Annotated in this window: 12 protein-coding genes; 4 read left to right on the top strand and 8 right to left on the bottom strand. The window is 74.4% G+C overall.

The annotated features are described in order from the left end of the window. Positions 1-12: 12 nt before the first annotated feature. From NT8_RS23960 to nth, 3 genes are all read right to left on the bottom strand, one after another. Positions 13-1,191, bottom strand: coding sequence for a MarP family serine protease (locus tag NT8_RS23960; protein ID WP_067974018.1), 1,179 nt, complete (start codon positions 1,189-1,191; stop codon positions 13-15). A gap of 16 nt (positions 1,192-1,207) precedes the next feature. Further along, positions 1,208-1,834, bottom strand: a complete 627-nt coding sequence (locus NT8_RS23955; protein WP_084469230.1) for an NUDIX hydrolase — start codon at positions 1,832-1,834, stop codon at positions 1,208-1,210. A gap of 68 nt (positions 1,835-1,902) precedes the next feature. Continuing rightward, positions 1,903-2,655 (bottom strand): endonuclease III, encoded by a 753-nt coding sequence (gene nth, locus NT8_RS23950; protein WP_067974015.1) that lies wholly within the window; start codon positions 2,653-2,655, stop codon positions 1,903-1,905. Between the two features lie 273 nt (positions 2,656-2,928). On the opposite strand from nth, the gene NT8_RS23945 reads away from it, so the two are divergent. Beyond that, positions 2,929-3,615, top strand: coding sequence for a Crp/Fnr family transcriptional regulator (locus tag NT8_RS23945; protein WP_174549627.1), 687 nt, complete (start codon positions 2,929-2,931; stop codon positions 3,613-3,615). Between the two features lie 82 nt (positions 3,616-3,697). Here the strand turns inward: NT8_RS23945 and NT8_RS23940 are convergent, their stop codons facing one another. The 4 genes from NT8_RS23940 to NT8_RS28930 all read right to left on the bottom strand — a co-directional run bounded on the left by NT8_RS23940 (position 3,698) and on the right by NT8_RS28930 (position 6,070). Then, complete coding sequence (locus NT8_RS23940) at positions 3,698-4,507, bottom strand: MBL fold metallo-hydrolase (RefSeq protein ID WP_067974009.1); 810 nt, start codon at positions 4,505-4,507, stop codon at positions 3,698-3,700. Positions 4,508-4,574: 67 nt separating this feature from the next. Beyond that, positions 4,575-5,393 carry an NUDIX hydrolase gene (locus NT8_RS23935; protein ID WP_067974007.1) on the bottom strand — a complete coding sequence of 273 codons (819 nt, stop codon included), beginning with the start codon at positions 5,391-5,393 and terminating at the stop codon, positions 4,575-4,577. A gap of 45 nt (positions 5,394-5,438) precedes the next feature. Next, positions 5,439-5,900: a RidA family protein gene (locus tag NT8_RS23930; RefSeq protein ID WP_067974003.1), complete on the bottom strand. Its 462-nt coding sequence runs from the start codon at positions 5,898-5,900 to the stop codon at positions 5,439-5,441. After that, complete coding sequence (locus tag NT8_RS28930) at positions 5,897-6,070, bottom strand: DUF4177 domain-containing protein (RefSeq protein WP_084469229.1); 174 nt, start codon at positions 6,068-6,070, stop codon at positions 5,897-5,899. The genes NT8_RS23930 and NT8_RS28930 overlap by 4 nt, the downstream gene beginning before the upstream one ends. A gap of 71 nt (positions 6,071-6,141) precedes the next feature. Here NT8_RS28930 and NT8_RS23925 point away from each other — a divergent pair, with 71 nt between their 5' ends. Together NT8_RS23925 and NT8_RS23920 are read left to right on the top strand one after the other, a co-directional pair. Then, the gene (locus NT8_RS23925; protein WP_067974000.1) at positions 6,142-7,164 is read left to right on the top strand and encodes an ArsA-related P-loop ATPase; all 1,023 of its coding nucleotides are present in this window, start codon (positions 6,142-6,144) and stop codon (positions 7,162-7,164) included. Further along, complete coding sequence (locus NT8_RS23920; protein WP_067973998.1) at positions 7,161-8,297, top strand: ArsA family ATPase; 1,137 nt, start codon at positions 7,161-7,163, stop codon at positions 8,295-8,297. The genes NT8_RS23925 and NT8_RS23920 overlap by 4 nt, the downstream gene beginning before the upstream one ends. Positions 8,298-8,319: 22 nt before the next feature. Here the strand turns inward: NT8_RS23920 and NT8_RS23915 are convergent, their stop codons facing one another. Further along, entirely contained in the window at positions 8,320-8,634 is a 315-nt protein-coding gene (locus tag NT8_RS23915) for a WhiB family transcriptional regulator (protein ID WP_067973995.1), read from the bottom strand. A 436-nt stretch (positions 8,635-9,070) separates the two neighbouring features. Here NT8_RS23915 and NT8_RS23910 point away from each other — a divergent pair, with 436 nt between their 5' ends. Beyond that, positions 9,071-11,461, top strand: a complete 2,391-nt coding sequence (locus NT8_RS23910) for a penicillin-binding protein (RefSeq protein ID WP_067973993.1) — start codon at positions 9,071-9,073, stop codon at positions 11,459-11,461. Positions 11,462-11,502 lie beyond the last annotated feature (41 nt).

The raw sequence follows: 11,502 nt of genomic DNA, 5'->3' as shown, positions 1-11,502 counted from the left end.
GCTGCCGGCCGGTCAGTCGCAGTGCTGCGGGGAGACCTCGGTGGTCGCGGCGGCGCCCCGGGCGGCGTTGTCGGCGACCTCGTCGGCGGTCAGGACGTAGCCGGTCTCGTCGTCGTTGGTGGCGGCCGCGAAGACCACACCGTAGACGGTGCCGTCGGGCGACAGCAGCGGGCCCCCCGAGTTGCCGGGCCGCACCTCGGCGCGGACCTGGTAGATCTCGCGGCTGACCTGCTGGGAGTGGTAGAAGTCGGGGCCCTGCGCGGTCTGCTCGGCGCGGATGCGGGCGGGCACGGCGGTGAACCCGTTGTTGCGGGGGAACCCGGCGACGACGGCGTCGTCGCCCTTCTCGGCGTCGTGGTCGAAGTCCAGCGGGGCGAGGTCGAGTCCTTCGACGTCGAGCACCGCGATGTCCTGCTGCGGGTCGTAGAGGACGACGCGGGCCGTCGCCTGCTGGCCGGAGCGGGTGACGACGCGCAGGTCCTCGGTGACGCCGGCGACGACGTGGGCGTTGGTCATGACCCGGCCGTCCTCGTAGACGAACCCGGTGCCCTCGACGCGCCGCTGGCAGGCGGGGGCGGTGCCGAGCACCTTGACGACGCTCTGGCTGGCCTCGCGCAGCTCCTCGGTGGACAGGACGGCGGGGTCGGGCGGGGCGACCTCGGCGGGCTCCCCGGACCCGAGGCCGCTGAAGACCTGGGGGAACGCGCTCTGGTCGACGATCCGGCGGAAGGTGGAGAACCAGGTGTGGGCGACGTCGGGCATCACCCGGTCGACGGAGCGCAGCACGCGCGACTCGGCGACCTGGGTGTTGATGACGGGGATGGCGGAGTTGGCGACGGCGCTGCCGACGAGCCACCCGACCAGCAGCACGGACAGGCCGCTGACCACGGCGCCGCCCATGGCGTCCAGGACGCGGGCGGAGTTCCAGGTGACCCGGTTGCGCACGAGCGTGCCGAGGTAGGACGCGAGGAACTGGCCGAGCGCCGCGGAGAGGAACACCACGGCGATGGCGAGCAGCGCCTGGCGCCCGGGGTCGGCGACGAGGTCCTGGATCGGCCCGGGGGCGCCGAGCGCGGCGAGGACGCCGCCGCCGATGAACCCGGCGAAGCTCATGATCCCGACGATGAACCCCTGCCGGTAGCCGGACATGGCGAAGACCAGCACCAGGACGACGAGAATCGCGTCCAGCACGATGCCCTCCCTCACGTCACGGTGTCGCGGTGTCCGGCCCGTCGGTCGGCGCCGGGCGCTCCGGCGCGTCCGCCGCGGCCGGGAACGGCTCGAACGCGGCGGTGTCGAGCCAGGGGCGCTCCCAGCCCCCGAGGACGAGCAACTGGTTCAGTATCCCCGCGGTGAAGCCCCACACCAGCATGCCGCGCACCTTGAAGCCGGGGCTGCTGCCCCCGGGGTGGCGGACGCGTACCCGGTTGGCGGGGTCGGCGAGTTCGGCGACGGGCACGCGGACGACGGCCGCGACCTCGCCGGGGTCGGCGGGGTGCACGGCCGAGGGGGCGCGCCACCAGGCGAGGACGGGCGAGACGCGGAACCCGCTGCGGCCGATGTAGAGCTCGGGGAGGCGGCCGAGGACGTCGACCCCGGCCGGGTCGACGCCGGTCTCCTCCTGGGCCTCGCGCAGCGCGCACGCCTCGGGGCCGTCGTCCGCGGGTTCGAGGGAGCCGCCGGGGAAGGCGGGTTGCCCGGAGTGCCGGCGGAGCCCGGTGTTGCGCTGGATGAGGAGCACGTCGGGGCCGTGCTCGCCCTCGCCGAACAGGATGAGGACGGCGGAGCGCCGCCCGCCCTCGGCGGGCGGGCGCAGGATCGCGGGCACGGGCATGCGGCGGGCGGCGTCGGCCAGCGACGCGAGCCAGGCGGGCGTGGTGACGCGGGGCGCGGTGCCGCCGGTCACGAGAACGGTCCGGTCTTGACGAGCCGGCGGGCGGTGGCCTCGTCGGTGGGTCCCTCGCCGAAGGAGGGGCACCAGTGGGCGATGCCGCAGGCGCCGCACGCGGGGCGGCGGGCGTGGCAGACCCGGCGGCCGTGCCAGATGAGGCGGTGCGACAGCCAGGTCCAGTCCTTGGGCGGGAACAGGCCGCCGATGGCGTGCTCGACCTTCACGGGGTCGGTCTCGGCGGTCCAGCGCAGCCGCCGGACCAGGCGGCCGAAGTGGGTGTCGACGGTGATGCCCGGCACGTCGAAGGCGTTGCCGAGGACGACGTTGGCGGTCTTGCGGCCGACACCGGGCAGCCGGACCAGCGCCGCGAGGTCGCCGGGGACCTCGCCGCCGTGGCGGTCGCACAGCTCCTGGCCGAGGCCGATGAGGCTGTTGGCCTTGGCGCGGAAGAACCCGGTGGAGCGGATCATGCCCTCCAGCTCCTCGCGGTCGGCGCCGGCGTAGTCGGCGGCGTCCCGGTAGCGGGCGAAAAGGGCGGGGGTGACCATGTTCACCCGCTTGTCGGTGCACTGGGCCGACAGGATGGTGGCGACGAGGAGTTCCAGCGGCGTGGTGAAGTCCAGCTCGCAGTGGGCGTCGGGGTAGAGCAGGGCGAGTTCGCGGTCGGTCCGGCGGGCGCGGCGCACCAGGGCGAGGCGGGTCTCGCCGGTGGGGGTGGCGGTGTCGCCGGGGGCCGCGGGGGCGGGAAAAGGATCACCAGGCACCCCCAAAGACTACGTAGTGCGGGACCGGGGCAGTGTCCAGGAACGATCGTCGCGCTCGTCCCGTTTGTGGAACCGTGACCGAATTAATGTTTGCATTCGTCCGAGAACGGCGGGGAGGGCACTGTCCAGGGCATCGGTACAACTAAGATCGAGGTCGCTGCCGTCGGCAGTGACGGGCTGTCGGCCCCTGGGCGACAAGCCGAGGCAACGGCCTGGTTTCACACCGGGGTGCGATATACGTCACACTGTTGACGGTCGGGTTGCGAGGAGGATGTGGTGGACGAGACCAACGAGGTGCTGCGGAAGGCTCCTCTGTTCGAGGCACTCGACGAGGAGGGCGCGGCGGCGCTGCGCGCCTCGGTCAGCGAGGTCCGCCTCGGACGGGGCCAGACCCTGTTCTCCGAGGGCGACGAGGGCGACCGGCTCTACGTCATCCTCAGCGGCAAGGTCAAGCTGACCCGCACCGCCGTCGACGGCCGGGAGAACCTGCTGAGCGTGCTCGGCCCGAGCGAGATGTTCGGCGAGCTGTCGCTGTTCGACCCGCGTCCGCGCACGGCCAGCGCCGTCGCCGTGACCGACGCCGTCCTGGCCGGCCTGGGCCACGACGACCTGCGGCCGTTCATCGCCGGCCAGCCGCAGGTCGCACTGCAGCTGCTGAAGGCCCTGGCCACCCGGATGCGCCGCACCAACGACGTCATGTCGGACCTGGTGTTCACCGACGTCCCGGGCCGCGTCGCCAAGGCCCTGCTCGACCTCGCCGACCGGTTCGGCAAGGAGGGCGAGGACGGCCTGCACGTGCACCACGACCTCACCCAGGAGGAGCTGGCCCAGCTGGTCGGCGCCTCCCGCGAGACCGTGAACAAGGCGCTGGCCGAGTTCGCGCTGCGCGGCTGGCTGCGGATCGAGGCCAAGGCCGTCGTGCTGCTCGACATCGAGCGGATGCGCCGCCGGGCCCGCTGACCGCCGCCGGCGCTGCCGGCCCCGCCGTCCCCGGCCCCGCGTCCGCGCGGAGTCCGGCGGGCGGGGCCCGGCGCGCCGCCGCTCAGGCGCCGCCCGCCTCCGCGGGCACGTCGCCGCGCCGGGCCAGGTAGGCCAACTGCGCGCGCACCGACGCCTCGGCCGCCGGGACCACCGCCGGGTCGATCCCGGCGTAGACCCGCGCGACCACCTCGGCCGGGGTCGCGGCACCGGCGCGGACCGCGTCGGCCACCTGCCCCAGGCGCTCCTCGCGGTGGTCGATGTACTCCCCGAGCCGCGCCAGCGGGTCGGTGCAGATGGGGCCGTGCCCCGGCAGCAGCGCCCGCGCGTCGGTCTCGGCCGCGAGGTCGCGCAGCCGGTGCAGCGAGTCCAGGTAGGCGCCCAGGCCGTCGGGGTCGGCGATGACCGTGGTGCCGGTGCCCAGCACGGTGTCGCCGGTGAGGATGACGTCGTCGGCCGGCAGGTGGAAGGACACCGAGTCGGCCGTGTGGCCGGGGGTGGCGAGCACCCGCAGCTCCAGGCCGTCGACCTCGATCACCTCGCCGTCGGCGAGGCCGTCGCCGCCGATGCGCTGCGCCGGGTCGACCGCCCGCACCGGGGCGCCGGTCAGTTCGGAGAAGTAGCGCGCCCCTCCGCCGTGGTCGTCGTGGTGGTGGGTGAGCAGCGCGGTGTAGACCTGCGCGCCCTGCTCCTGCACGGTGCGCGCCACGCGCTCCAGGTGCCGCTCGTCGTCGGGTCCGGGGTCGACCACGACGACGCCGCGCGAGCCCGGCTCGCGCAGCACCCACGTGTTCGTCCCGTCGAGCGTCATGGGTCCGGGGTTGGGGCACAGTACGCAACTCGCGCGCAGCGTGCCCGAGCCGTCGATCCTCATCGCACCTCGTCTCCCTCGCTGGAACGGCACAGGTCTCCCGGGCGCCCGGCGGGGCGGCCCGGACGCTTCACGGCAGCGTGTGGTGGGCTCCGCCGGGCAGCACGGCCCGCAGCTCTCCGTCGACCCGGCGCAGTTCGGGCTCGATCGGGGCGATGGCGCGCTCGGCGGTCATGACGCCGCGCGGGGTGCCGCAGGCCGCGAGTTCGCGGCAGGTCACCACGGTGGGCGGCAGCATCGCCATCTCGCCGCGCTCGACGGCCGCGACGGCGTCGGCGGGCCGCATCCAGGCGACGCGGTCGGCCTCGCCGCCCACGTCGCGGGTCTGCTGGCCCTCGGGCAGCAGCGCGGCGAAGAACCGGGTGTCGTAGCGGCGGGGTTCGCCCTTGGGCGTAATCCACTGCGACCAGGCGCGCAGCAGGTCCGAGCGCAGCACCAGGCCGCGCCGGTCCAGGAACGCGGAGAACGGCAGCGAGCGGTCGATGAGGGCCCGCCGGTCGGCCTCCCAGTCGTCGCCGCGGGTGTCGCCGACGACGCCGTCGGGCGCGGCGCCCGCCAGCAGAACGCCGGACTCCTCGAAGGTCTCGCGCACCGCGGCGCACACCAGCGCCCGCGCCAGCGGCGGGTCGACGCCCAGCACCCCGGCCCAGCGCTCGGGCGGCGGGCCGGCCCAGCGGACGTCGCGGTCGGCGTCGCGGGCGTCGACGCCGCCGCCGGGGAAGACGTAGGCCCCCGGCGCGAACGGCATGGTGGCCGCCCGCCGCAGCAGGTACACCTCCAGCCCGCCCGACGGGCCGCCGCCCTCGCGCACCAGCATCACGGTCGCGGCGGGGCGGGGGTCGGCGGCGCGGGCGTCCGCGCCGCCGACCCGGGGTCGATCCGTTGCCATGTCCGGCCTCCTGGGGGATCGCGCGGGCGCGGACGCCCGATGCGGTCAGCCGACCTCGACGATCATCTCCACCTCGACGGGGACGTCCAGCGGCAGCGCCGCGACGCCGACCGCGCTGCGGGCGTGCACCCCGGCATCGCCGAAGACCGAGCCGAGCAGCTCGCTGGCCCCGTTGATCACCTGCGGGTGCCCCGTGAACGACGGGTCGCTCGCCACGAACCCGACGACCTTCACGATCCGCCGGACCCGCGACAGCTCGCCGACCTCGGCCTTGACCGCGGCGATGGCGTTGAGCGCGCAGATCGCGGCGAGTTCGGCGGCGCGGTCGGGCGTGACCTCGGCGCCGACCTTGCCGGTGCCCGCCGGGCGGCCGTCGACCATGGGGACCTGCCCCGACACGTACACGTGGTCGCCGGTGCGCACGGTGGGCGTGTAGGCGGCGACCGGCGGCACCACGTCGGGGATGGTGAGCCCGAGCTCCGCGATGCGCTGCTCGGGCGTCGTCACCGCTTCTCCCGCTTCAGGTAGGCGACCAGTTGCTGGTTGCGGGGGTCGCCGTCGACCGAGGGGCCGGGGATGACCGAGACCAGCTCCCAGCCGTCCTCCCCCCAGTTGTCGAGGATCTGCTTCGTCGCGTGCGACAGCAGCGGCACCGTCGCGTACTCCCACTTCGTCATGGCCGCCACCTTACTCACCGCGGCCCGCCCGCGACCGGCGAGCCCGGCGGTTGCGGCATAAACTGCCTGAGGTGAGTGCACGCGAACGCGACGGCGACCCCGTCCGCCTCCACGTCGTCACGGGCAAGGGCGGCACCGGCAAGACCACACTGGCGGCCGCCCTGGCGCTGGCGCTGGCCGCCGGGGGCGGCCGGGTCCTGCTGGTCGAGGTCGAGGGGCGGCAGGGCATCGCCCAGTTGTTCGGCACCCCGCCGCTGCCCTACGAGGAGCGGCCGGTGGCCGACACCCCGGGCGGCGGCCGGGTGTCCGCGCTCGCGGTCGACGCCGAGGCGGCGCTCCTGGAGTACCTCGAGATCTTCTACGGCATGCGCCGCGCCGGGCAGGCGCTGACCCGGTTCGGCGCCGTCGACTTCGCCACCACGATCGCGCCGGGCATGCGCGACGTCCTGCTCACCGGCAAGGCCACCGAGGCCGTGCGGCGCCGGGTGGGCGACCGGCGCCGGGGCGGCCGCGACACGCCGGCGGCGCCGCACGTCTACGACGCCGTGGTGCTGGACGCCCCGCCCACCGGGCGCGTGGCCCAGTTCCTCAACGTCAACGCCGAGGTCGCCGGGCTGGCCCGGGTCGGGCCCATCCGCAACCACGCCGACAAGGTGATGGAGACCATCCGCTCCCCGCGCACGGTCGTGCACTTCGTGACCCTGCTGGAGGAGATGCCGGTCCAGGAGACCCTCGACGGGGTGGCCGAGGTGCGCGCGGTCGGCCTGCGGGCGGGGTCGGTGCTGGTGAACATGGTCCGCGCGGAGCACGTCGCCGCCGCCGACCTCGACGCGGCCGCCGCGGGCGCGCTCGACCTCGGCGCGCTGGAGCGGGGCGCGAAGGCCGCCGGGCTCGACCGCCCCGACGCGGTCGCGCGCGGGCTCGCCGCCGAGATGGCCGACCACGCCCGCCGGGTGCGCGCCGAGGCGGAGGTCCGCGAGCGGCTGGCCGGGATCGACCTGCCCCGCTACGAGCTGCCGCTGCTGGCGCCGGGGGTCGACCGGGCGGGCCTGGACACCCTCGCCGGCCGGCTGCGCGCCCAGGGGGCCGTGTGAGCGCCGGCGCGCCCGACGGCGCCGCCCCCGCCCCGTTCGACGTCGGCGCGCTGCTCGCCGACCGCGCCACGCGGATCGTGGTGTGCTGCGGCTCGGGCGGGGTCGGCAAGACCACCACCGCGGCGGCGCTCGGCGTGCGGGCGGCCGAACTGGGCCGCGACCCCGTCGTCATCACCGTCGACCCGGCCCGCCGCCTGGCCCAGGCCATGGGCCTGACCGAACTCGACAACACGCCGCGGCCGGTGCCGCTGCCCGGCGCCCCGGGCCGCCTGCACGCGATGATGCTCGACATGAAGCGGACCTTCGACGAGACCGTCGAGGAGCACGCCGACCCCGAGCGGGCCCGGCAGATCCTGGCCAACCCGTTCTACCAGGCCCTGTCGTCGAGCTTCTCGGGCACGCAGGAGTACATGGCCATGGAGAAGCTGGGCCAGCTCCGCCACTCGGGCGACTGGGACCTCATCATCGTCGACACCCCGCCGAGCCGGTCGGCGCTGGACTTCCTCGACGCCCCCGAGCGGCTGGGCCGGTTCCTCGACGGCCGGCTGATCCGGTTCCTCAGCGCCCCCGCGCGCAGCGGCGCGTTCCGGCTGCTGGGCGCGGGTGTGGGCATGGTGACCTCGGTGGTGTCCAAGATCGTCGGCGCCCAGGCGCTGCGCGACGTGCAGTCGTTCGTGTCGGCGTTCGACGCCGTGTTCGGCGGGTTCCAGGAGCGCGCCGAGGCCACCTACCGGCTGCTCCAGGCGCCGGGCACGGCGTTCGTCGTGGTGGCCGCGCCCGAGGACGACGCGCTGCGCGAGGCGTCGTTCTTCGTCGACCGGCTGCGCGCCGACCGCATGCCACTGGCGGGGATCGTGCTGAACCGGGTGCACGGCACCGCGGTGCCCGGCCTGGGGGCCGACGCGGCCGCCGCCGCGGCGCGGGCGCTGGAGGACACCGGCGAGCACCCGCTGGCGGCGGCCGCGCTGCGGCTGCACACCGAGCGGGCGCGGGTGCACGAGCGCGAGGCGCGGCTGCGCGACGCGTTCACGGCGACCCACCCCGAGGTGCCCGCGGCCGAGGTGCCGGCCCGGCCCGAGGACGTCCACGACCTCGTCGGCCTGGCCGAGATCGGGCGCGGGCTGACGGGGTAGGCCGCGGGCGCCCGGAGCGGGGTCAGCAGGCCACGGCGGTCGCCCCGGAGGCGCCGGCGGGGCCGTCGCCGTAGGCGCGGCGGGCGGCCAAGAGCAGGTCGGTCCACGAGGCGACGTCGGGGCGGCGGCGCAGCAGCGCGCGGCGCTCACGTTCGGTCATACCGCCCCAGACCCCGAACTCGATGCGGTTGTCGAGCGCGTCGGCCAGGCATTCGGTGCGCACCGGGCAGCCCGTGCAGATGAGTTTCGCCCGGTTCTGCGCGGCGCCCTGCACGAAGAGCGCGTCGGGGTCGGTCTCGCGGCAGACGGCTCGCGAGGTCCAGTCGGTGGTCCACATGTGCCCCACTCCCAAGATCAGCATGTGTCGAAAGGTGCGGCCGACGGCGCGGACGTCGGCAGGGGAGGCAGGGGCGCCGGAGGGGACCGCCGCCGGACCGGGCCGGGGTCGGCACGTCGCGGGGGGCCGGGTCGGCGCTGTGTCCCTCCTCACCACGGCTACGAAACTACGGTCCGCGACGCCGCGCCGACAGGCCCCGCGGACCCATTTCGCGTATAGCCCGGGCGGGCCATGCTCCCGGCCCGCACCCGTCGTCCTTCCCATGCGGCCCGTGACCGCGGACCGGACAACCGGGTCACTCCGGAAAGCGTTCACAATAGACGGGAGAGTGCGGGGCCCCGTGGTGGCCGCCGTCCGGATTCCCCCGAAAACACGGCACATTTCGCACCACTTGCATGCCGACCGCACGTAGTCTGATGGGGTGGGTCAGGGGACATTGCTGCAGAAAATCGGTCAACTTCTCGGTGTCGGAATCGTGGCGGGCGTCCTGGTCGCCGCGTTGGCGCTGCCCGCGCTGGGTGGTCTGGGGATCACCGCGCGCAACGTCGCCACCGGCTTCCTCAACATGCCCAGTGAACTGGAGACCCCGCCGCCCCCGCAGCGGTCGGTCATCTACGACCGCGACGGCGAGGTGATCGCCGAGATCTACGACCAGAACCGTGAACTGGTCGAACTCGAGGACATGGCGCCCGTGATGCAGGACGCCATCATCGCCATGGAGGACGCGCGGTTCTACGAGCACGGCGGCATCGACATCGCCGGCACGTTCCGCGCGGCGCTGCGCACCCTGAGCGGCAGCACCGAGGGCGGGTCCTCCCTCACCCAGCAGTACGTGAAGAACGTCCTGGTCGAGAGCGCCACCACGCAGGCCGAGCAGGAGGAGGCCCGCGAGACCACGATCTCCCGGAAGGTGCGGGAGCTGCGGTACGCGGTGAGCCTCGAGCAGACCATGACCAAGGACGAGATCCTCGAGGGCTACCTGAACATCGCCTACTTCGGCGACGGCGCCTACGGCGTGGAGTCCGCGGCCCGCCACTACTTCGGCGTCGGCGCCGACGAGCTGGACCTGGCGCAGTCGGCGGCCCTGGCCGGCGCGGTCCGCTACCCCTACCTGTACAACCTGCGGCTGAACCCCGAGGACGCCACCGAGCGGCGCAACGTCGTGCTGGACCGGATGGTCGACGTCGGCCTGGCCGACGCCGACGAGGCCGAGGAGGCCAAGAACACCGAGCTGGAGCTGGACGTCTCCAACCCGAGCAACGGGTGCATGCCCAGCGACCAGCCGTTCTTCTGCGACTACGTGGTCCAGGAGATCGAGAAGAGCGACCGGTTCGGCGAGAACGAGACCGAGCGCGCCCGCTGGCTGCGCACCGCCGGCCTGCAGATCCACACCACGCTCGACATCGACATGCAGCAGGCGGCCCAGGACGCGGTCGACAAGTGGGTGCCGCGCACCAACGAGGCGCGCAAGGTCGCCGCCGAGGTGCTGATCGAGCCGGGCAGCGGCGAGATCCGCGCCATGGCGCAGAGCCGCAACTACGGCCCCGACGAGTCCCAGCTCGGCGAGACCTCGGTCAACTTCGCCACCGACTTCGACCGGGGCGGCAGCACCGGCTTCCAGGCCGGATCGACGTTCAAGGCGTTCACCCTGGCGGCGGCGCTCGACCAGGGCAAGGGCTTCGGCACCTCGTTCAGCTCCGGCAACTCCACCACGGTCACCGGGCAGCGCAACTGCGACGGCGCCCCGCTGGCGCCGTGGCCGGTGAAGAACTCCGGCGACACCGTGGGCGGCTCCAGCAACAACATGGTGTCGGGCACGAAGGGGTCGGTGAACACCTACTTCGCGCACCTGCAGAAGGACGTCGGGCTCTGCAACGTCATCGAGATGGCCGAGAGCCTCGGGGTGCACCGGGCGGACGGCGAGTCGTTCGACAACGAGCGGACCCAGAGCAACAACTCCTTCACCCTGGGCAGTGAGGAGGTGTCGCCCATGACGGTGGCCAACGCCTACGCGACGTTCGCCTCGGGCGGCGTCTTCTGCGAGCCGCAGGCCATCACCAGCATCGAGGACCGCCAGTCCGGCCGGACCATCGACATCGAGAACGAGTGCGAGCGGCGCATCGACGAGGACGTCGCGGCCGGCGTCTCCTACCTGCTGCAGCAGACGTTCCGCGGCGGCACCACCACCGGGCTCGGCATCGGCCGGCCGGCCGCCGCCAAGACCGGCACCACCGACGGTTCGGCGAGCGCCTGGCTCGCGGGCTACACCCCGAACCTGGCGAGCGCCGTGTTCGTCGGCGACCCGCGCGGCCCGCAGAACCACCCGCTGCGCAACGTCACCATCGGCGACCGGTACTACGCCCAGGTCTACGGCGCGGACATTCCCGGGCCGATCTGGCAGGAGACCATGCGCGAGGCGGTGAAGGAGCTGGACGAGGTCGGGTTCCCGTCGGCGCCGTCGCAGTTCGGATCGGGTTCGGCGCCGCGCCCCGACGAGAACACCACCCGCCCCGCGGCCAACGAGGCGGGGGTGCCCGAGGTGGTCGGCATGACCGAGGACGCCGCGGTGGGCGCGCTGGAGGAGGCCGGGTTCCAGGTCAACGTGTCGCCCACCCGCGTGCGCTCGGACGAGCCCGAGGGCACCGTCGCGGCGGTCAACCCCGACCCGGGGACGCCGCTGGCCGAGGGCGCCACGGTGAACGTCTTCCTGAGCACCGGGGGCGGATCGGACCGCACCACGAGCGTGCCCGAGACCCCGGGCTGGCACCCGCTGGGCGGCCCGCCGACCGAGACCGGGATGTACCTGCCCGGTCGCGACGACGACTGAGGGGCGCCGGAAACGGCTGAGGGGCGGGCGGCCGGTGGCCG

Source organism: Nocardiopsis trehalosi NBRC 14201 (genome assembly GCF_001552555.1).
Classification (GTDB): Bacteria; Actinomycetota; Actinomycetes; order Streptosporangiales; family Streptosporangiaceae; genus Nocardiopsis_B; species Nocardiopsis_B trehalosi.
The sequence above is the reverse complement of the archived record's forward strand: the minus strand, read 5'-3'. Positions and strand labels throughout refer to the sequence as shown.